17 protein-coding genes are annotated in these 20,204 nt (G+C 52.1%); 6 read left to right on the forward strand and 11 right to left on the reverse strand.

Features of this window, described 5'->3' with window-relative positions; translation table 11 throughout:
- Positions 1 to 19: 19 nt before the first annotated feature.
- The 4 genes from C7M51_RS15325 to soxR form a co-directional block, all read right to left on the reverse strand.
- Positions 20 to 1,672 carry a Na+/H+ antiporter gene (locus tag C7M51_RS15325; RefSeq protein WP_160622530.1) on the reverse strand — a complete coding sequence of 551 codons (1,653 nt, stop codon included), beginning with the start codon at positions 1,670 to 1,672 and terminating at the stop codon, positions 20 to 22.
- Positions 1,673 to 1,882: 210 nt separating this feature from the next.
- Entirely contained in the window at positions 1,883 to 3,232 is a 1,350-nt protein-coding gene (locus tag C7M51_RS15330; protein ID WP_160622531.1) for an NCS2 family permease, read from the reverse strand.
- Between the two features lie 260 nt (positions 3,233 to 3,492).
- Positions 3,493 to 4,167: a glutathione S-transferase family protein gene (locus C7M51_RS15335; RefSeq protein WP_160622532.1), complete on the reverse strand. Its 675-nt coding sequence runs from the start codon at positions 4,165 to 4,167 to the stop codon at positions 3,493 to 3,495.
- Positions 4,168 to 4,208: 41 nt separating this feature from the next.
- Positions 4,209 to 4,676: a redox-sensitive transcriptional activator SoxR gene (soxR, locus tag C7M51_RS15340; RefSeq protein ID WP_160622533.1), complete on the reverse strand. Its 468-nt coding sequence runs from the start codon at positions 4,674 to 4,676 to the stop codon at positions 4,209 to 4,211.
- Between the two features lie 88 nt (positions 4,677 to 4,764).
- Between soxR and soxS the strand changes: the two genes are divergently transcribed.
- Positions 4,765 to 5,193 carry a superoxide response transcriptional regulator SoxS gene (gene soxS / locus C7M51_RS15345; RefSeq protein WP_160622534.1) on the forward strand — a complete coding sequence of 143 codons (429 nt, stop codon included), beginning with the start codon at positions 4,765 to 4,767 and terminating at the stop codon, positions 5,191 to 5,193.
- Positions 5,194 to 5,195: 2 nt separating this feature from the next.
- Here the strand turns inward: soxS and dgcN are convergent, their stop codons facing one another.
- Entirely contained in the window at positions 5,196 to 6,476 is a 1,281-nt protein-coding gene (gene dgcN / locus C7M51_RS15350; RefSeq protein ID WP_160622535.1) for a diguanylate cyclase DgcN/YfiN, read from the reverse strand.
- Positions 6,477 to 7,125: 649 nt separating this feature from the next.
- Between dgcN and C7M51_RS15355 the strand changes: the two genes are divergently transcribed.
- On the forward strand, positions 7,126 to 7,407 hold the full coding sequence (locus C7M51_RS15355; protein ID WP_160622536.1) for a YjcB family protein: 282 nt from the start codon (positions 7,126 to 7,128) through the stop codon (positions 7,405 to 7,407).
- Positions 7,408 to 7,479: 72 nt separating this feature from the next.
- Here the strand turns inward: C7M51_RS15355 and C7M51_RS15360 are convergent, their stop codons facing one another.
- Together C7M51_RS15360 and C7M51_RS15365 are read right to left on the reverse strand one after the other, a co-directional pair.
- The gene (locus C7M51_RS15360; protein WP_160622537.1) at positions 7,480 to 8,436 is read right to left on the reverse strand and encodes an ATP-grasp fold amidoligase family protein; all 957 of its coding nucleotides are present in this window, start codon (positions 8,434 to 8,436) and stop codon (positions 7,480 to 7,482) included.
- Between the two features lie 7 nt (positions 8,437 to 8,443).
- Complete coding sequence (locus C7M51_RS15365) at positions 8,444 to 9,700, reverse strand: oligosaccharide flippase family protein (protein WP_160622538.1); 1,257 nt, start codon at positions 9,698 to 9,700, stop codon at positions 8,444 to 8,446.
- 531 nt (positions 9,701 to 10,231) lie between these two features.
- Here C7M51_RS15365 and C7M51_RS15370 point away from each other — a divergent pair.
- Positions 10,232 to 10,630: a transposase gene (locus C7M51_RS15370; RefSeq protein WP_160622539.1), complete on the forward strand. Its 399-nt coding sequence runs from the start codon at positions 10,232 to 10,234 to the stop codon at positions 10,628 to 10,630.
- Positions 10,631 to 11,851: 1,221 nt separating this feature from the next.
- Here the strand turns inward: C7M51_RS15370 and C7M51_RS15375 are convergent.
- The gene (locus C7M51_RS15375) at positions 11,852 to 13,399 is read right to left on the reverse strand and encodes a methyl-accepting chemotaxis protein (protein WP_160622540.1); all 1,548 of its coding nucleotides are present in this window, start codon (positions 13,397 to 13,399) and stop codon (positions 11,852 to 11,854) included.
- A gap of 343 nt (positions 13,400 to 13,742) precedes the next feature.
- Here C7M51_RS15375 and C7M51_RS15380 point away from each other — a divergent pair, with 343 nt between their 5' ends.
- Positions 13,743 to 14,042 carry a hypothetical protein gene (locus tag C7M51_RS15380; protein WP_160622541.1) on the forward strand — a complete coding sequence of 100 codons (300 nt, stop codon included), beginning with the start codon at positions 13,743 to 13,745 and terminating at the stop codon, positions 14,040 to 14,042.
- Between the two features lie 106 nt (positions 14,043 to 14,148).
- On the opposite strand, the gene ssb1 is transcribed toward C7M51_RS15380, so the two are convergent.
- On the reverse strand, positions 14,149 to 14,694 hold the full coding sequence (gene ssb1, locus C7M51_RS15385) for a single-stranded DNA-binding protein SSB1 (RefSeq protein ID WP_160622542.1): 546 nt from the start codon (positions 14,692 to 14,694) through the stop codon (positions 14,149 to 14,151).
- A 225-nt stretch (positions 14,695 to 14,919) separates the two neighbouring features.
- Here ssb1 and uvrA point away from each other — a divergent pair, with 225 nt between their 5' ends.
- Both uvrA and C7M51_RS15395 read left to right on the forward strand, forming a co-directional pair.
- Positions 14,920 to 17,751 carry an excinuclease ABC subunit UvrA gene (gene uvrA, locus C7M51_RS15390; RefSeq protein WP_160622543.1) on the forward strand — a complete coding sequence of 944 codons (2,832 nt, stop codon included), beginning with the start codon at positions 14,920 to 14,922 and terminating at the stop codon, positions 17,749 to 17,751.
- Between the two features lie 295 nt (positions 17,752 to 18,046).
- On the forward strand, positions 18,047 to 19,111 hold the full coding sequence (locus C7M51_RS15395) for an NAD(P)-dependent alcohol dehydrogenase (protein ID WP_160622544.1): 1,065 nt from the start codon (positions 18,047 to 18,049) through the stop codon (positions 19,109 to 19,111).
- A 37-nt stretch (positions 19,112 to 19,148) separates the two neighbouring features.
- On the opposite strand, the gene C7M51_RS15400 is transcribed toward C7M51_RS15395, so the two are convergent.
- Together C7M51_RS15400 and C7M51_RS15405 are read right to left on the reverse strand one after the other, a co-directional pair.
- Positions 19,149 to 19,487: an MmcQ/YjbR family DNA-binding protein gene (locus C7M51_RS15400; RefSeq protein WP_160622545.1), complete on the reverse strand. Its 339-nt coding sequence runs from the start codon at positions 19,485 to 19,487 to the stop codon at positions 19,149 to 19,151.
- A 238-nt stretch (positions 19,488 to 19,725) separates the two neighbouring features.
- Positions 19,726 to 20,154, reverse strand: coding sequence for a secondary thiamine-phosphate synthase enzyme YjbQ (locus tag C7M51_RS15405; RefSeq protein ID WP_160622546.1), 429 nt, complete (start codon positions 20,152 to 20,154; stop codon positions 19,726 to 19,728).
- Positions 20,155 to 20,204 lie beyond the last annotated feature (50 nt).

The raw sequence follows: 20,204 nt of genomic DNA on the forward strand, positions 1-20,204 counted from the left end.
CCCATATTCGTCATCAGCGTTAATGGTCTTCTTTTTCAACCAGCAGCGCTTCCATCAGATCGAGATCGCGCAGCAGCTTCTGCATGGTCTCGTTACTGATCTGCTGCGTTGCCCGCAGATGATAAAGTTCGGCACGCTCGGCGCGTAACGCGGTGAGGCGGAAACGACGCTCCAGATCCTCGGCAATATGCGCATGTTCCAGATCGCTTTGCCCGTCGGCACGGCGGCGCAGGTTGCCGATAACGCGTGAACTAACCTCTTTCAGCAGCTCATTATCGATGTTCTCTTGCGTATCATGCGTCAGGCGCTCTTCCATCTTGTACAGGCTTTCGATCGCCACGCCCGCCATCATTGCCCGCGCCTGCTGTATCTCACGGCGATCGCTGCTCTTATCAACGCCGCCAACGCCACGCAGCAGCACTGGCAACAGGATAACGCCAACCAGTAATGAGAACAGAATCACGCCGGTTGCAAGGAACACCAGCTCATAGCGCCCAGGGAACGCATCACCATTGGGCAAGAACAGCGGAATGGAGAGCACGCCCGCCAGGGTAATCGCCCCGCGCACGCCCGCAAAAGAGGCGACCAGCAGCTCGCGCGTGCTGTAGTTGCCAAATTCCATCGGCTTTTTAGTGAGGAAGCGTTTGCTGAGGCGCTGCATTGTCCAGAGCCAGCCAAAACGCACCAGCATCAGCGCGGCGTAAACCAGCAGGATGTCGGTGAACAGCATCCACAGCTGCACGTTCGGATCGGCATTCGCTTCGGTAATTGAGGTTTCCAGAATACCCGGCAGCTGTAGGCCCAGCATCAGGAATACCATGCCGTTAAATACAAATTCCAACATCTGCCAGACGCTGTTAGCGCGCAGACGCATCGCCAGCGGCGCGTGGCGCATAATGCCGGAACGGGTAATCATCATACCGGCGGCAACCGCTGCCAGGATGCCCGATACGCCCAGGTGTTCTGCAATCAGATAAGAGGCGAACGGCAACAGCAGCAACAGTACGGTTTGCGTGGCGGGGTCGTCACCGCTCAGACGGCTGAAAAGGCGCAGCGATTTACCGAACAGCCAGCATACCGCAGCACCGGCCAGCAGGCCGCCGATAGCAACTTTAAAGAATTCCACCGTGGCACCGGAAACGGTAAATACCATCGTGCCCATCGCCACCGCGACGGCAAATTTTAGCGATACCAGGCCGGAGGCGTCGTTCATTAACGCTTCGCCCTGCAAAATAGACATGATTTTTTTCGGGATGCGCCCTTCACCGACAATGCCTGACAGCGCCACGGCATCGGTAGGCGACAGCACCGCCGCCAGCGCAAAGGCAGGAACCAGCGGAATGCCCGGCACCATCCAGTAAATCAGGTAGCCAATCCCAACCACGGTGATCAACACCAGCACCAGCGCGAGGCCGATAATTTCCCGCCCGTGATGCAGGAATTCATTAACTGGCGTTTTCCAGCCGTCCGCAAACAGCAGCGGCGGAATAAACAGGACCAAAAACAGTTCCGGATCGAAGTCGACATGCAGGCCAAAAGTCGGCCAGGCAAGCAGCGCGCCCGCGGCGATTTGCACCAGCGGCAGCGGAATCTGGAACGGAATAATGCGAGCAGCGACGCCGGATAGCGACACCACCAGCGTCATGATGAGAATAGTAAAAAAGATTTCCATGCTTTCCTTATAGCCCCTTCCAACAGGCGTTGTAGTCGATTACCCTGGGGGTCGCCCCTCAGCAGTGTAAAACAAAACGCTAAGTCTGTTAAAAACAAGGCGTGCGATTCCTGTAGCTTCAGGATGATTCTCTGTTTATCAAGCGGAAGGCAGGAAATGCAACGTGTCCGGTAAAGCAGGCGCGGCATTATGCTGCCGCGCCAAGAGCAGTTACAGTGCCCAACCGCCAGCGTAAAAAGCCACCAGCGCCACAGCGATAATCACAGTGCCAACGTTCAGCTTGCGCCACTCGCCAGCAAACAGGCGTCCAATCACCAGCGAGCCAAAACCAACCATAATACCGGTGACGATATTACAGGTCAGAACGATAAATACCGCCGTCAGCAGTCCTGACATCGCATCGACAAAATCGTTAAAGTCGATTTTCGCTACGTTGCTCAGCATCAGCAAGCCAACATACATTAGTGCAGGTGCAGTCGCATAGGCTGGTACTAAATAAGCCAGCGGCGACATAAACAGAATCAGTAAAAACAACACGCCAACCACAATCGCCGTCAGGCCGGTTTTCCCGCCCGCCGCTGTCCCGGCTGCCGATTCAATATAAACCGCCGCAGGCGATGCGCCGACCAGACCAGCAAAAATACTGCTGAGGGAGTCAGTAGTCAGCGCCTTACCGCCGCTGATGATCTGCCCGTCTTTATCCAGCAGGTTAGCCTGCCCTGCTACCGCGCGGATAGTGCCGGTAGCGTCAAAAACCGCCGTCATTACCAGCGCCAGCACGCTGGGTAGTACCGCCGTCTGTAGCGCGCCGCCGATATCAAGGCTGAACAGCAACGATTGACCGTTCGCATCGTTCAAACTTGGCATCGCAAACAGCCCTTTAAAGCTGACCGCCGGATCTACCGCCAGACCAATCAGCGAAATAACGATAATGGTCAGCAGAATGCCGCCCGGCACGCGGCGTTTTTCCAGACCAAAGATAGCAGCCAGCCCAAGCAGCGTCATGATTACCGGAAAAGAGGTAAAGTCGCCCAGCGCCACCGGCAGGCCCGCCGCCGGATTTTTCACCACCAGGCCCACGCCATCAGAGGCGATAAGCAGCAGGAACAGGCCGATACCGATACCGGTACCGTGCGCCACGCCCATCGGCAGATTACGCAGAATCCAGGCACGAATACCGGTAGCGGAAATCAGCGTAAACAGTACACCCATCAGGAATACCGCGCCCAGCGCCACCGGAATAGCGATCTGCTGTCCCAGTACCAGGCTGAAGGCGGTAAAGGCGGTGAGCGAAATCGCGCAGCCAATCGCCATCGGCAGATTGGCCCACAGGCCCATAATGATCGAGCCAACGCTGGCTACCAGACAGGTCGAGACAAACACCGCCGCAGGCGGAAAACCGGCTTTGCCCAACATGCCCGGCACAACGATAACGGAATACACCATCGCCAGAAAGGTGGTTAGGCCAGCGATAATCTCCTGACGCACGCTGCTGCCGCGCGCGGAGATCTGAAACCAGGCATCGAGCGAACGACGCGCGGGTTGTGATGGAGTCGACATGAAAAACCTCGTTATTTTGGATGACGGCCTGCGCGACGCGGCGTAATACTGCGTGGTCTGGATCCCTGGAAAGACCCGCGTGAAAACGCTTGCCCTATACCCATTAAAAAAAGCAAACGTTTACCTCGCCGCGCGAAAAGGGGCCGGATAGCGGCCTGTAAAAAGGCAAACGATTATCCTGTCTTTGCTAACAGATTTTCAACTGCTCTTTACCCATGATTCAGGATAATTCACGAGTTGGCGCAGGAGGGGAGTAAAAATCAGTTATCGGAGCCCGTCAGATCCAGTTCGCCGCCCTGCTGAATAGCGCGTTGCCAGGCAGGACGACGGGTAACCTTATCCAGCCACGCCTGGGTAGCGGGCATCTCCTTCAGGCCGCCGCGCGCCGCCAGCCCCTGTATGGGAAAACTCATCTGAATATCCGCCAGCGATAGCTGCTCACCGGCAAACCACGCGCGATGCGCCAGATGCTGCTCAATAAACTGACGATGTGTCGCCAGTTGTTTATCAATAAAGCCTTTACGCACGCCGTTACCAAACGCTGCGCCGACCGGACGCAGCAGCCAGGGGACCGGAGGTTTCCCCATACGGCTAAAGATCAGACGCATCACCACCAGCGGCATCAACGAACCTTCCGCATAGTGCAGCCAGTAGCGGCTCTCCAGTTTTGCCTCTTCATTCTGCGGCGACAGCAGGTGCTGACGATCATAGCGTTCAGCAAGATATTCCAGTATGGCTCCTGACTCAGCGATCACCCGATCGCCATCGGTAATGACCGGCGCTTTCCCCAGCGGATGCACTTTTCTCAGTGTTTCAGGTGCCAGCATCGTCGCCTGGCGCTGGTAGCGCCTGATTTCATAGGGCAGCGCCAGCTCTTCCAGTAGCCAAAGAATGCGCTGGGAGCGCGAATTGTTCAGATGATGTACCACGATCATAGAAGGCTCCTGCAACGATGCGTTAGCCTCCAGTATAGCGGCTACTCCTCATCGCGATGCGGATCGAGCAGGATAGCGCCGGTGCCCTCTTCCGCCAGCTTATCGCCAGGGTTACGCAGCGGGCAATCACGCATCGATAAGCAACCGCAGCCGATACAACCATCCAGATCGTCACGCAGGCGAGTCAGCGTCTCAATTCGCTTGGTTAGCTCCTGACGCCACTGCTCAGTCAGCTCCTCCCATGCTTTGGTCGAAATACGCTTATCGCCAGGCATATGCGCCAGATTTTCGCTAACCGTTGCGAGCGGAATACCGATACGTTGAGCGATTTTGATGATGGCAACCCGGCGCAGCACGTCACGACTGTAGCGCCGCTGGTTACCTGCGTTACGCGTACTGGTTATCAGCCCCTTCGATTCATAGAAGTGCAGCGCCGAAACGGCCACGCCGCTACGCTTCGCAACTTCTCCTGGTGTCAGCACCGGTTTGGGATAGGCATTTTTTTTCATTTTACGCTTTACCTCAAGTTAACTTGAGGAATTATACTTCCCCACCATTAACTCGCAAAGCGCAAAATCTCAACAAAAGGACGTAGTCATGATGCATAACGACATTATTCATTCTCTGACTGACTGGATTGATCGGAATCTGGATAAGAACCTTTCTATCGACGAAGTCGCAGCCAAAGCTGGCTACTCCAAGTGGCACCTGCAACGTATGTTCCGTACCGTAACGAAACAGACGTTGGGCAGCTACATTCGTGAACGTCGTCTGACCCTGGCGGCCGAAGCGCTCACGATGACTCAGCGCCCGGTATTCGATATCGCCATGCAGTATGGTTTTGATTCACAACAGACATTCTCCCGCGTTTTCCGCCGCCAGTTTTCACAGACACCAACGGCCTATCGCCACAGTATGCGTCGGCAGAATGCATTGCGTCAGCGTCCGGTTAGCTTTCCGCGCGTCGACAATATGGGCAGTTTTGCCCAGCGCACTACCGGCGCTTGCTGTCCGGTAAGCGGCTAAAGTCAGGCCGGTTCAGCCTGCGGCTGGCTCTGTCCGAGTGGTGACAGATACCAGCCGCCGCCAAGCGACTTAATGTGATACATGGCGGCATCGGCCTGAGCCAGTAATCCTTCAGCCGATCTCGCGCTTTTACCCAGCGCGGCACCGATGCTCAGCGACCAGAGAATAGATTGACCATCCGGCAGAATTAGCGGCTTTTTCATCGCGTTCATCAGATGCTGCGCCACGCGTGCGATCTGGTCCGGCCCGCTAATATCGTGCAGCAAAATGGCAAACTCATCGCCGCCCAGCCGCGCGACCATATCCGTTTTTCTGACCTGCACGCGCAGCCGTTGTGCCGTTGCGGTAATAATGGCGTCACCGGCGGCATGGCCCCAGGTATCATTGATCTCTTTAAAACGATCGCCATCGATAAATAATAGCGCCAGCCTCTGGCGTCGTTCGCTATCGGCAAAAGCCCGTTGCAGGGCGCGCTCGAAAGCGATGCGGTTAGGCAAACCGCTCAGCGCATCATGACTGGCCTGGTGTGCCAGACTGGCATGCTCCCGCCTGATACTGTGCTGCCACTCTTCCAGCTCCTGTAGCAGACTATTAAAATCATGGCTCAACGCATCCAGTTCAGCGATCTCTGCGGCGGGCACCCGCTGCGCGAAAGCGCGACGCTGCCGTACATCATGCGTAACGGAAGTAATACTCTGTAGCGCCTGTAATATCCCGGCATGCATACGCCGCGACAGCAGCGAGGCGAGCGTTGCGGTCATCATCAGGCTGGCCGCCAGCCAGGCAAAGGTCTTATACAGATACTCAATGACGTTACAGGCATCGCCAATCAGCCAGATTCGCCCAATGGTTTCTCCGCTATGTATTATCGGTACGCTAACCGGTGCCGGAAACAGCCAGCGCGCAATCAACCGTTCAACGCCGTTCTGACGCTGCCGTGGCGAAGCGTGCCAGCCTGCCAGCAATTCGCCCTGGCGATTGTAGACGCGCCCGTATGAAAAGCTGCCGCGACTGCCAATCTCTGCCAGCGCCTCATGAACGGTCCGGGCGTCACCTTTTATTACCGATGGCTGCACGGTAAAGCTGAGCGTGGAGGCAAGCAGCTCCAGATTGTTTTCCGCATAATTACGCAGCGCGATCAGCGAGAGGGTGGAAAGTGAAAGGCCGGAAATAGTCATCGAAACGATAATAATGATCAGATGAATACGCTGTAGTGATTTACGCAGCGTGGGGCGCGCAGGCGCTGGTCCGGCGTTTCTGTCGCTCAGGCTATTTCCGATCATAGCTTCCTCCATCCGGCCTACCGTTACATGAAGGATGTTTCTGTAACAGACAGCACCTCAGAACGATGTTAGAGGCAGAGTGCAACCTGGTCATAATGGCGTCCTGAATGAGATAGATAATGCTGCGTGATAGCGCTACTGCTCTCGCTAACGCTACGGAGGTAAAATGCGGTCTCAAAAGACTATCCAGCTGCCATCATGCGTACAATGACTCACGGAGTCAGATTCATCCCAAAGCCAGCGATATTTTTGAAGTTTTCCTGTTAAAACAATCAGCTAAATGGATTTCCGTTGTATTTCTGTCGGACGGATCAGGATTTATCCTGGGCCCGTGCTTTTACTCCCTAAGAGATTACTGTTTGGGTTATTACCGTAACCGTTAGCGCCCATTTCCCTGCTAAAAATCAATAATAATCGTAAAAAATCGCACACCAAAACAAACCAAGCGACTGAATAATAATAACTTTTACGCCAAGTGCTATATAATTTCTCGTGGCATAAATTTTGTTCAACTTTTAAAAAGCAGTGATATAATGTGACTCAAGTCACACTTTGGTATGGCACGTTACGACCGGTAAAGACTCCCTGGCATCTTTATCGCGTCTCTCTTTGGGGCGTCAGGGTTGATAGAAAACAGAGGTTGAATGTTATGGCTACGCTTACCGCCAGCCTTGTTGTAATGCGTTGGGAACTGCTAAGCGCCGTCCTGATGTTTTTCGCCAGCACATTTAAAATTAAGTGTCGCCAGACAAGCCATCCGGTAATGGCTTTTATGTTCAGCGGCATTGGTGTTGGCCTGACCTGCTGGTTTGTGGCCGGACTGCTGGGTATGACGTTCAGCATGGAAAATATCAATAATTTCCTGAACATTACCAAAGACGCGTTCGTTAATATCATGAGCCAGACGCCACCGGAATGGCCAATGCCTTAATCAATTATTAATAAAAAAAGCGAGCACGCCAGCTCGCTTTTTTTATATCTGATAAACCTCACGGCAATACTTTCACACCTTCTTCAGCATTACCGGCAGCGTAACATCTGTAACGTCAGCGGTGCCTGGTGGCAGCGAAGGTATAATATGATCCTGTAACCACATCTCCCCCATCATGCGATTCAGGCCGCGATCGAGTCCGGTAACCAGTCCAGCGCCCGGCGTGAACGTTAATTCACCAAACCAGATCTGCTCTTCATGAATATACCAGTCAACGCGTACGTAATCGAAATCCTTCGCCAGCGTTTTACTCAGCGCTAACGCCTGCTCCAGCTTCGGCACCGTCTGACTAATATTCAGCCCGGTGTCGCGAATTTTATACCATGCCTCATGCAGGTTATTGACGTAAAAATTCATCGACAGAGCCGGATTGCTACGGTTATAAATTACCTGTAGCACATATTCAAAGCTGCCGTCTTTTTTATTGAACATATGGAATTTATAATCGATCGGCGCACTCTTGCCATCGCCAATATATTTCTCCACCAGAATACGCGGCTTAATATAACGATAGTGAATCTCGCGCGCCTCTTCGGAAAAATCTTTACGCAACCACTCATGACAGCGATTAACGATTAGCTGCTTTTGCAGGCTGTCTGGCTCTTCCAGCAGAATCTCCACCATGTTAGAGCCATGATTCGGCTTCACCACGGTATTCTTCAGGCCTGGCAGGCTTAGCAGGGTCGCAGGATCGCAGGTTTCATGCACCAGTGGAATCAGGTACTCGCTCCCGATGGTATCAGCGATGTAGTCACGTACGGTAAACTTGTCAGAGAGTTTGCTGTAGCGTGCATAGTCACCGTTAACAAACTTACGGTAGAGCACTTTTTCGTTGAACAATTTAGGTTCACGAATATTGGGTAGTCTTTTAAACTTACGAAAATAATGAATGCGATCCTGGTATGCCCACGGCATTTTTTTAACAAAATAGAGAACGCTTCTTCTTAATTCATCTTTAAACTTAGACATCTTAACCTCATTTGTAAGTTTTGTAGTTGAGTGAGGAAACGTGAATCTTGCGTATGACGCCATGTTTGAAGAAGTAATTCATTACGGTCAGGGACAGAACTTCTGTGAGTAAAACACTCCACGCCGCGCCTTTCAGGCCGAAAACGGTAATTAACAACCAGGTTAACGGTACGCTGAATAACATCAGGCAGAGAATTTTTTTCAGCAGATAATTAAAACCTCCTTCTTTGACCATATAACGATATGCGACTGTCCCCATCGACGAAAAGCAGGTTGCTAACGACAATAACGTAATGAGACTTCCCGACTGTGTGTAATCTTGCCCATAAAGGGTAATAATGAGTTGCTCACCGTACAGGGAGGCGATAAGAAACATCAATAACGAAACAACCATAACATAGCCATTCAAACGCGCGGTCAGTTTTAAAGCTCGCTCTGACTGCTCTCTGAATATTTCGGTAAAACTTGAAGTAATGATCGCCGCCGGAATAAATATCCAGGATGCAGATATCATATTCGCAGCGGTAAACAGCCCAACATCCTTAGCGGTCCCTACGCCAACCAGGAAAAATTGCGCCATTTTAATCTGCACGGAAATAAATATGCTGGAAATCGCCAATGGCAAGCCGGCATAAATTAAATAGCGCAGATAATTGCCGCTTTTGCCACGCGGCGGTGCCTCATCGCTGAAGCGCTGATAGAAGTTGTGCCTTTTTATCATGTACGGCACCAGCGTTACCGCCACGATCGACAGGGTCAACCAGAGCGGACTTAGCTTCAGCCAGGCGATGCTAAAGCTGATAGCGAAACTCAGCAGCATTCCGGCGGTGTTAGCGACAGTATTCAGACGCGACGCCAGACGCGCGTTGTTAAAGACGCTAAACGTGTCCTGCGTAACAAATAGTGCCGACAAAAAAGAGGCCAGCGCAAAAGCGAGATAGTTCTCGCGCATGTTGTAGTACATCCACACCAGCAACGGCAGCGAAAGCAGCAGCAGCAGCGACAGGCGCAGCTTTTTAGCTATCGTCATCAGCCGTACCCCTTTCTGGGCGCTTTTGCTGATACGCTTGAACAGAATGGTTTCGGTGCCGAAAATAGCGATAGTCTGCACTACCGAAAACAGCGACACAGAAAAAGACATCTGGCCAAATACCGTGGGTCCAAACGATTTCGCCACATAAGACGTGACAAATATAACGCCAAATATGGAAACGAATTTTTCAGATATCATCCAGGCGGCGTTGGACATCACACTGTATTTCATCGACGCATCCTTTGTATTTCCACTACTCACACTTATGAAAACTACGTCCATGTTTACAACGTACAATTACGCACAGTGAACACCGGGCAAAACATTAAAACAACGCGCCTGACTGGCAGTTATTTTAATAACAGCAGTCAGTTCTTTATTAAGATAAATCTCAGATAGCATCTGATAAAAACTGGCCTGTTGTTTTCCCTGTAAACGATTTCATAGGAATTATTTTAAAGGACAACCCTGGCACACTTTTGCCGTTACGCAAGTCGTATTGCCACGTTTGGGTTACCGAAATCGTTTCAACTGTTCGGGAGAGAATCTATAACAAAACTTTGTTTTGAGGAAGGTTATGGAAGGAAGCTGAAGTTAAAATAAGAGAAATCCCATGATGATATTTCTACAGGATAACTTAACTTATTGCTTGCCATTCAAATCGCGCACTTTAATACGCTGCTTTAATATTCCAGGGGATTAGATCCATTTATTATCGCAGCTTTTCTCATCCATTAATTGATTAGAAAGGTAACAGCATTTATGAGAAAGTCACGATACACCGAAGAGCAAATCACCAATGCGATTAAAGCTTCTGAGTGTGGTGTCAAAGTTAAGGACATTTGTGAAGATCTGGGGATTTCAGAAGCAACCTTCTATAGCTGGAAGAAAAAATACGCGGGATTATCTTCTGAAGAAGGAAGGAAAATCAAAGAGTTGGAAGAAAAACTTCAGGCACTTAACCGGGAGTTACAGATTCTCACCTCTGATAAAGCCATGCTGCAAAGCGTCGTGAAAAACTTCTTTACCACCAATGATAAGCGTCAGGCGGTTAATTATTTACAGGAAACTTTCGAGATTGGGACGCGCCGTAGCTGCCGTCTGCTTGATATCAGCCGTAGCGTTTACCATTATCCCTCCAGTCAGTGCGACAATCACTGAATAAAAAGGGGTAAACTCAACTGACAGTGTCATTAAACAGCAATATGTAAAGTTAATAAAAATTTTAAGAAGCAGCCGTTTGTACCAGTTTTTCCTGAACGATTTCCGTTTGGGCGTAATTGATTTTCAGGCTTCCTTTTATCACACTCACATAAAAACCCTTTGATTCAGTCACTTCCCGGCTTATTTTCTCTTTGAGAAAAGAGAAACAGGCCGGGAAGCACTTTATTTTTATTGCTGCATGCCGCTTCTAAGGCACGTCATCCCGCCTGATATTTTTGATGATAAGCATCACAATTTCGGCTTCCTTTGCGCCTGTTCGACCGGCTTCAGACATGCTCCCCTCGCCCCTGAACCAATAAATTAGTTCACAAAGGCTAATGTTTAAAGCTAAGAAAAACGTGCTAAACGTCAGAATCGCTAAAACGATTTCAATATAGCTAATGTTTTATCTTGCCAATAACGCCGCTGCCGTTTCACTTGCCGGGGTCATTTCAAGCTAAATCTGGTCCGTGCTTTCTGCCTGATTGCGACTGAGATCACATTAGAAATACAGTAGTAAAAGTGTATATTCCAACAGACGGCCTGAGCCCTTTTAGCGAAAATTCTGATAGCGTAGTATAAGAGATTTATGGCAAGACAATCAGTCAGTTAACAAAAAATTGTTCTTTTTAACATCCGTTATTATTATCAGCATAATCTTAATATCAGGTCCATTTTTTATCCTGACCGATATTAGCCTTCTTTCACCATTAACTTTATTTCTGTGCCGGGTATTTTCTGGCAGAAAATCCCTATGGAATGAAAATCAAACCCAAAATCACCGTTGCGCTCTGAGGCTTTTCTTAAAATTCCCGTTTGGCTCGTTAAAAACGAATAACGGAAATAACCACACCATGGCAGAAATATCCGAAGATTAAAATTTGCCGCTACGCTAATAATGCTGTGTCGTACCAGATAAATCTGTATCTGCTATCACCCTTTACCGGAACACATTGACATTATTCAGCCTGATGCTATGCAAAACGGAAAAAATGAATCGTACCGGTAAATAGTAGCATTAAACGTCAGCCCTGAGTCCGGCTACTCAGGAATGAACCTGTAACCGCTTACAGCCGCCCTGCCGGAAGGTTACGCCAAATGCGGTATAGCGGGAGCCATGCCAATGAAAGTACGCCGCAAGCCGGAAAGGCAGCTCCCTTCCCGGCCTCGCTTTAGCGCTTAGCGTGCAGGCAACTGGAAAGCCGCCACGGTTTTTTTCAGGTAATTCACCTGCTCTTCCAGCGAAGAGGCTGCCGAAGCGGATTGCTGAACCAGCGCCGCGTTCTGCTGCGTTACGCCATCCATTTCCGTTACCGCCTGCTCAATTTGCAAAATACCGCGACTCTGTTCATCTGAAGCGGTAGAAACTTCATGCATCAGCGCATCTACTCGTGAAACGGAATCGATGATATTCGCGATCGCCTCGCCTGTTTTACTCACCTGCTGCGAACCCTGACTGATACCCGCAACTGAATCTTTAATCAGCCCTTCGATTTCACGTGCGGCGGCGGCGCTGCGCTGTGCCAGACTACGAACTTCACCTGCCACTACCGCAAAGCCTCGCCCTTCCTCACCGGCGCGTGCGGCTTCTACCGCCGCGTTCAGCGCCAAAATATTGGTCTGAAAAGCGATGCTGTTAATCACTGAGGTTATCTCTTCGATTTTCCGCGAGCTCTGCGTGATCCCGCCCATGGTCATAATCACCGCTTTCGATACTTCTTCACCGGTATGCGCCGCTTTTACCGCCTCCTGGGTCAGGCGAGTCGCCTGGTAAACGTTATCGGTATTCTGTTTTACCGTCGCGCTCAGTTCTTCCATGCTGGCTGCGGTCTGCGTCAGCGCTGAGGCCTGCTGTTCGGTGCGTGAGGAAAGATCGATATTACCGGCGGCAATTTCCTGTGAAGCATTGGCTACGCTATGGCAGGAGTCACGCACCTGGCTGATAATCTGAATCAGCTCCAGGCGCATTAATTCAATAGAACGCAGCAAATCGGCAATTTCCGTGCGCGACGTTGCGCTAACCGCAACGGCATGCTGAAGCTGCCCTTCAGCGATTTTGCTGCACTGCTCTTTCGCTGCCAGCAGCGAATCAAGCAGAAACTTCTTCAGCAGGTAGTAAATCAGGCCAATGATAAGCCCAAAAATTACCACAAAGATGCCCAGCACCATGACTGAAAAGCTGAAATCCTGTTGTGCAGTCGCGTTAAGCTGTCTCGCGTACCCTTCATGCAGCGCCAGCACATTATTCAGCGCTACTTCATACTGACGATCCAGCTTTCCGATGTTGGCGATCTGTTTAGCGAATCCCGCCCGATCGCCGTTGCGTACAGCAGCGATTAACGGCTCAATTCCCTGCTGTTTGTAGATTAGCCAGGCATTACGATAGTTATCCAGCGCCGCCTCTTCATTCGTTAACCGTGGTGCCTGCATGTAGGTGGTAAAGGCGTCATCCATTTTGTGCATCAGCTCATCCACACCGCTCATTCTGGCGTTAGCCTCCTCCACATTGCCCTGTTCCAGCAGTTTCATGTACTCCATTAAATGCACGCGCAGGTTACGGCTGTGGTTAATCGGATCGATGATCGCTAATACCACGCGGATCTCTTTGTTAACGCTATCAAGAGAATTATTGCTGCGTACAAACAGCCAGGCGTTGGTCAGCGAACTGATAAGAAATATGGCCAGCAAGGTAAAAAGGATAAACAATGAACAACGTCTAATGGTCATCAAGGAGATCTCTGTATAAAACCGTACCGTATATATCGGCAAGGCACTAAAAGGGTTTAATACCTCTTAAGGTTAAAAGCCGAGTTTTACCTTAACTACGCAACTGAAAGGTGTTCATCTCCCGATTAAGTTAAATTGTGTTTATATTTTGGTTTTCACTTCTGACGCCAGCTTCTCTCTCATTCAGCGCTATCCATACCGTCTGGATGTAAAGCCGTTCATTTTTTCCTTTACTCTCTGCCCTGCCGCTTAGGTTGCTGAGCCGCTTTCAAGCCAAAAAGAGGGCGCGCCTCAGGTAATGATAAATTACCTATACTTGCTATTTGCTCAACAGGAGGCATCGATGGCGGACTTACAACTGATTGATACGCTGGAACTGGGCGATGATGCGGAATCCCACTATAAATATGAGATTTATGGCGCTGATGATGCTACACCGGAGTATGCGCTGATTTTTACTCGCCAGGGTGAAAACGAAGAATGGCAGCAGAGCGACAAACTACCGTTTGCCGCAGCGGATGAAAAGCAGGAGGCGACCAGCGGCACGATGGATTACGGTTCCGGCGACAGCCTGCCCGACCTGCGTGATTTACGCCAGGAGGCAAAAGAGCGCTGCGAACAGCATTACAGAGAAAACCGCTAAGCCGCATAAAAAAACCCCGCTCCAGCGGGGTTTCGTAATGCTTCAGTTCGTTGCCTGACGCCCCGCTGCAGACAGAGGTGCCGGGCCTTTAAACCGTGATTTTTCGTCAGAACGGGATATCGTCGTCGAAATCCATCGGCGGTTCGCTGCTGGCTGGCGCGCTCTGCTGCGGGCGAGCAGGAGCCTGCTGCTGTCCACCACCGCTGAACTGGTTGCCGCCCTGTGGCTGCTGAGGCTGGCCCCAGCCACTGTTGTTGCCGCCGCCCATGCCGCCACTGGCCTGACCGCCCGCGCCGCCGTTCTGACGACCGCCCAGCATCTGCATAGTACCACCAACGTTTACCACCACTTCCGTGGTATAGCGTTCCTGGCCGCTCTGATCCTGCCATTTGCGCGTTTGCAGAGAACCTTCAATGTAAACCTGAGAACCTTTACGCAGGTATTCGCCTGCCACTTCCGCCAGTTTGCCAAACAGCACAACGCGGTGCCATTCCGTTTTCTCTTTGGTCTCTCCGGTCTGCTTGTCACGCCAGCTTTCAGAGGTAGCCAGCGTAATGTTCGCTACGGCTCCACCATTCGGCATATAACGCACTTCCGGATCCTGACCCAGATTCCCGACAAGAATCACTTTGTTAACGCCTCTGCTGGCCATGTTCGCGTCTCCCGATGAGTATTCACTAAAGTCTAAACGGTAAATTCTATCACGCTAGCCTGCCCGATCATACTTCCGAGCAAGCTTCCAATAATGAAGATCTTTTTGCATTGTTGCAACAGACTACTGGATATACATTCAGTTATTTTTTGTGCCATAATGACCTGTTTAGTCCAGCCGTATCGTTACAGGCATGGTGAGTCTGCGTTAATCCGGGAAATGTGAATGGATAAGATTGAAGTCCGGGGTGCTCGCACCCACAACCTGAAAAACATCAACCTGATCATCCCTCGCGACAAACTGATCGTTGTCACCGGCCTGTCAGGTTCCGGTAAATCCTCGCTGGCGTTCGATACGCTCTATGCCGAGGGGCAGCGCCGCTACGTGGAATCGCTTTCCGCTTATGCGCGTCAGTTTCTTTCGCTGATGGAGAAACCGGATGTCGATCATATTGAAGGGCTGTCGCCCGCGATTTCGATCGAACAAAAATCAACTTCTCACAACCCGCGATCCACCGTCGGTACCATTACCGAGATCCACGACTACCTGCGCCTGCTGTTTGCCCGCGTAGGCGAGCCGCGCTGTCCCGATCATAATGTACCGCTGGCGGCGCAAACCGTGAGTCAGATGGTGGATAACGTACTGGCACAGCCGGAAGGCTCACGCCTGATGCTGCTGGCACCGGTGGTGAAAGAGCGTAAAGGCGAGCATACCAAGACGCTGGAGAACCTGGCGACGCAGGGCTATATCCGCGCCCGTATTGATGGCGAGGTGTGCGATCTCTCCGATCCACCGAAGCTGGAGCTGCAAAAGAAACACACCATTGAAGTGGTTATCGATCGCTTCAAGGTGCGTGAAGATCTGGCGACACGCCTGGCGGAATCTTTTGAAACCGCGCTGGAGATTTCCGGCGGTACGGCGATCGTGGCCAACATGGATGATACTAATGCGGAAGAGCTGCTGTTCTCAGCTAACTTCGCCTGCCCGATCTGCGGCTACAGCATGAGCGAGCTGGAGCCGCGCCTGTTCTCTTTTAACAACCCGGCGGGAGCCTGCCCAACCTGCGATGGCCTGGGCGTACAACAATATTTCGATCCTGAGCGCGTGGTGCAGAATGCCGAGCTGTCGCTGGCTGGCGGCGCTATCCGCGGCTGGGATCGCCGTAATTTTTACTATTTCCAGATGCTGCGCTCGCTGGCGGATCATCTGAAGTTCGATATCGAAGCGCCGTTTAACAGCCTGAGCGAAAAAGTGCAGCAGGTGATCCTGTATGGATCCGGCAAAGAGAGCATTGAGTTCAAATATATCAATGACCGTGGCGATACTTCGATACGTCGCCATCCGTTTGAAGGCGTCCTGCACAATATGGAGCGCCGCTATAAAGAGACAGAATCGAGCGCAGTGCGCGAGGATCTGGCGAAGTTTATCAGCAATCGCGCCTGCGCTACCTGCGAAGGCACCCGTTTGCGCCGCGAAGCGCGCCATGTTTATGTGGAAAACACCACGCTGCCGACTATCTCAGAGATGAGCATCGGTCATGCGATGGATTTTTTCCGCAACCTGAAGCTGAGCGGCCAGCGCGCCAGGATCGCGGAAAAAGTACTGAAAGAAATTGGCGATCGTCTGAGCTTCCTGGTCAATGTCGGCCTGAACTATCTTTCGATGTCACGCTCGGCAGAGACGCTCTCCGGCGGCGAGGCGCAGCGTATTCGTCTGGCGAGCCAGATCGGTGCGGGCCTGGTGGGCGTCATGTACGTGCTGGATGAGCCTTCTATCGGTCTGCATCAGCGCGATAACGAGCGCCTGCTGGATACGCTTATCCACCTGCGCGATCTCGGTAACACGGTAATTGTGGTTGAACACGATGAAGATGCGATTCGCGCCGCTGACCACATTATCGATATCGGCCCCGGTGCCGGGGTGCATGGCGGTCAGATCGTCGCAGAAGGCACCGCTGAAGAAATCATGCAGGTAGAAGATTCCCTTACCGGCCAATACCTGAGCGGCAAGCGTAAAATCGAAGTGCCGGAACAGCGCGTACCTGCCGATCCGAATAAGGTGCTGAAAATTACCGGCGCACGCGGCAACAACCTCAAGGATGTGACGCTGACGCTGCCGGTAGGCCTGTTTACCTGCGTCACCGGCGTCTCCGGCTCCGGGAAATCGACGCTGATTAACGATACGCTGTTCCCCATCGCTCAGCGTCAGCTGAACGGGGCCACTATCGCCGAAGCCGCGCCCTATCGCGAAGTGACCGGCATGGAGAATTTCGATAAGGTCATCGATATCGATCAAAGCCCAATAGGACGTACACCGCGCTCTAACCCGGCTACCTATACCGGTATTTTTACCCCCATTCGAGAACTGTTCGCGGGCGTGCCGGAATCGCGTTCGCGTGGTTACAATCCGGGCCGCTTCAGCTTTAACGTCCGTGGCGGACGTTGCGAAGCCTGTCAGGGTGACGGCGTGCTGCGCGTTGAAATGCACTTCCTGCCGGATATCTACGTGCCGTGCGATCAGTGTAAAGGCAAGCGCTACAACCGCGAAACGCTGGAAATTAAGTACAAGGGCAAAAGCATTCACGAAGTGCTGGATATGACTATCGAAGAGGCGCGCGATTTCTTTGATGCCGTTCCGGCGCTGGCGCGTAAGCTGCAAACCCTGATGGATGTCGGCCTCTCTTATATCCGTCTCGGTCAGTCCGCTACCACGCTTTCCGGCGGTGAGGCGCAGCGCGTTAAGCTGGCGCGTGAGCTGTCGAAGCGTGGCACCGGTCAGACGCTCTACATCCTTGATGAACCGACTACCGGCCTGCACTTCGCTGATATTCAGCTACTGCTGACGGTACTGCATCAGCTGCGCGATCAGGGCAATACTATTGTGGTGATTGAGCACAACCTGGACGTGATCAAAACCGCCGACTGGATTGTCGATCTCGGCCCCGAAGGTGGCAGCGGTGGCGGCCAGATTCTGGTTGCCGGTACGCCGGAAACCGTTGCCAGGTGCAAGGAATCCCATACCGCACGCTTTCTGAAGCCGCTGCTGGAAAAACGCTAAGCGTTTCGTCATTCTCGCCCCTGTTGCCAACGCGCAGGGGCTTTTCTCTCGCCGCACCTGACCTGGTTCTGCCGTCAGCGGCGCTATGTTGTACATCTTTTCGCTCCGTTGCCTTATACAAGATTAACCTTGCAGAAACAGGCAAGATTTAAACACTATCGTGTCTGGCTGCTCTTGCCTTCGCTGTTTATCCTTAAGCTTCACGTTGTTTCTGTTACAGAAGCAACGCGTTCAGCTTTATCTCAGGCGAGCAGCCGGTTCGCTCGTCTCTAACCGCTTCATCACGGGAGATACCATGAATATTACGCACGCTTATGCAGCCCAGGATGCTAAATCTAAACTCGCGCCTTTTGATTACAAGCCGCGTGAACTGCGCGCGCATGATGTACAAATTGAAGTGTTATTCTGTGGCGTTTGCCACTCAGACCTGCACCAGGCCCGTAATGAATGGCAAAACACCATCTTCCCGGTGGTGCCGGGCCATGAAATCGTGGGACGCGTTACGGCAACAGGCGCTCATACCCAAAAATATCGCGTTGGCGATCTGGTTGGCGTCGGCTGCATGGTAGATTCCTGCCGCAGCTGTCCAAGCTGCCAGGAAGGGCTGGAACAGTATTATGAGGAAGGCTTTGTCCCTACCTATAACGGTCAGGACCGCGAAACCAAAGCGGTGACCTACGGCGGTTACGCCACCAGCGTGGTAGTACATGAAGATTTCGTACTGCGCGTACCGGAAAACCTCGATCTGGCAGGCGTTGCGCCGCTGCTGTGCGCGGGTATTACCACCTACTCTCCGCTGCGTCACTGGAATGTCGGACCGGGCAAAAAAGTGGGCATCGTCGGTCTGGGTGGCCTGGGCCATATGGGCGTGAAACTGGCGCACGCGATGGGCGCGCACGTGGTGCTGTTTACCACCTCCCCGTCTAAAATCGAAGATGGCAAACGTCTGGGCGCTGACGAGGTGGTGATCTCTAAAGATCCCCAGCAGATGGCACAGCATACGAACAGCTTCGATTTTATTCTGAATACCGTTGCAGCCCAGCACGATCTTAATCCGTTCATTAACCTGTTGAAGCGCGATGGCAACCTGACATTAGTTGGCGCACCTGAGCACGATCATCCGGCACCGCACGTTTTCGATTTGATTTTTAAACGCCGTAGCGTGGCCGGTTCCCTGATCGGCGGTATCGCGGAAACGCAGGAGATGCTCGATTTCTGCGGTAAGCACAATATCACGTCCGATATCGAACTGATCGCGATGAACCAGATTAACGAAGCCTATGAGCGTATGTTGAAAAGCGACGTGAAATATCGCTTTGTCATTGATATCGATACGCTGCGTCAGGAAAGCGCCGCGTAAACTCACTGTCGCTGCGGGCTTGCGCAGCGACAGCCTTTCAACCGTGATAACCGCCTTTGGTTGCCAGCGCCTGCTGTAGCGAAGCATCCACCAGATAGTAAATTTGCGAATCCTTCAGTTCACCATCCAGATAAAGCGTGCTCCAGTGCGTTTTATTAAGGTGCGCGCTGGGGAAAACATCCGCATGCTGTTCACGCAGCAGATCGGCCAGCGCTGGCGAAGTTTTCAGCGTAAGCGCCGGGCGGTCATTCACCTCATGCAGCATGGCAAAGAGAACATCCGCGACTTTAATCTGCGTTGCCTTCCAGTCATCGTAGACATTCTGTTCCGCTCCGGGCTTCGCCATACAATACTGCAACAGCTGAGAGCTGGTCATTTTTCATTCCCCCTGAGGTAATGCGCTACGCCACAGGCCACACCGCTGAGATAGCTTTTCAGCGTTTACCGGCGCGAACGACATGAATAAATTTCCGGGATGCGTTTTTCAGACCAGGCGGACAGGCCCATTCAGCCTCATTTTTTCCCGGAAACGGCTTATTGTTCACTGAGTATAGCCAAACAACCGCGCTTTACGGTCAGGAAGAAACGATCGTAACTGGGTAACAGAGCAGCGGTTAACTTACGCTGCTTTCGCCCTGTAGCGTGGCAACGATACGCCGTGCGCCGCCGTGGATGCGATGCTCGCCGAGCCAGATGCCCTGCCATGTACCCAGAACCAGACTCCCGCGACTGACTGGCAGCAGCAGCGAAACGCCCAGCAATGAAGATTTGATATGCGCAGGCATATCATCCACGCCTTCGTAGTCATGCTGATAAGGTGCCTCCTCCGGCACATGGCGCATGAAATGCTGTTCCATATCGCTGCGCACCGTAGGATCGCAGTTCTCATTTAAGGTTAGCGATGCCGAGGTATGCTGTAACAGCAGGTGCAGCAGCCCCGTCCTGATCTCACGCAGCGCCGGAAGCTGTTGCACAATCTCATCGGTAACCAGGTGGAAGCCACGCGACTTCGCGCTAAGGGAAAGGGTTTGCTGATGCCACACAGATGATGCTCCTTCTCTGAATAACGCCCTGACACGCTCAGGCGACAGGG

The sequence above is a fragment of the Mixta intestinalis genome (genome assembly GCF_009914055.1).
GTDB lineage: Bacteria > Pseudomonadota > Gammaproteobacteria > Enterobacterales > Enterobacteriaceae > Mixta > Mixta intestinalis.

Bases quoted from the DNA above. Each gene is read 5' to 3' on its own strand.
- C7M51_RS15380 (WP_160622541.1), top strand. From the start codon at position 13,743: ATGGCGGACTTACAACTGATTGATACGCTGGAACTGGGCGATGATGCG.
- dgcN (WP_160622535.1), bottom strand. From the start codon at position 6,476: ATGATCGGAAATAGCCTGAGCGACAGAAACGCCGGACCAGCGCCTGCG.
- ssb1 (WP_160622542.1), bottom strand. From the start codon at position 14,694: ATGGCCAGCAGAGGCGTTAACAAAGTGATTCTTGTCGGGAATCTGGGT.
- C7M51_RS15375 (WP_160622540.1), bottom strand. From the start codon at position 13,399: ATGACCATTAGACGTTGTTCATTGTTTATCCTTTTTACCTTGCTGGCC.
- uvrA (WP_160622543.1), top strand. From the start codon at position 14,920: ATGGATAAGATTGAAGTCCGGGGTGCTCGCACCCACAACCTGAAAAAC.
- C7M51_RS15400 (WP_160622545.1), bottom strand. From the start codon at position 19,487: ATGACCAGCTCTCAGCTGTTGCAGTATTGTATGGCGAAGCCCGGAGCG.
- soxR (WP_160622533.1), bottom strand. From the start codon at position 4,676: ATGAAAAAAAATGCCTATCCCAAACCGGTGCTGACACCAGGAGAAGTT.
- C7M51_RS15330 (WP_160622531.1), bottom strand. From the start codon at position 3,232: ATGTCGACTCCATCACAACCCGCGCGTCGTTCGCTCGATGCCTGGTTT.
- C7M51_RS15355 (WP_160622536.1), top strand. From the start codon at position 7,126: ATGGCTACGCTTACCGCCAGCCTTGTTGTAATGCGTTGGGAACTGCTA.
- C7M51_RS15370 (WP_160622539.1), top strand. From the start codon at position 10,232: ATGAGAAAGTCACGATACACCGAAGAGCAAATCACCAATGCGATTAAA.
- C7M51_RS15335 (WP_160622532.1), bottom strand. From the start codon at position 4,167: ATGATCGTGGTACATCATCTGAACAATTCGCGCTCCCAGCGCATTCTT.
- C7M51_RS15395 (WP_160622544.1), top strand. From the start codon at position 18,047: ATGAATATTACGCACGCTTATGCAGCCCAGGATGCTAAATCTAAACTC.
- C7M51_RS15360 (WP_160622537.1), bottom strand. From the start codon at position 8,436: ATGTCTAAGTTTAAAGATGAATTAAGAAGAAGCGTTCTCTATTTTGTT.
- soxS (WP_160622534.1), top strand. From the start codon at position 4,765: ATGATGCATAACGACATTATTCATTCTCTGACTGACTGGATTGATCGG.
- C7M51_RS15365 (WP_160622538.1), bottom strand. From the start codon at position 9,700: ATGAAATACAGTGTGATGTCCAACGCCGCCTGGATGATATCTGAAAAA.
- C7M51_RS15325 (WP_160622530.1), bottom strand. From the start codon at position 1,672: ATGGAAATCTTTTTTACTATTCTCATCATGACGCTGGTGGTGTCGCTA.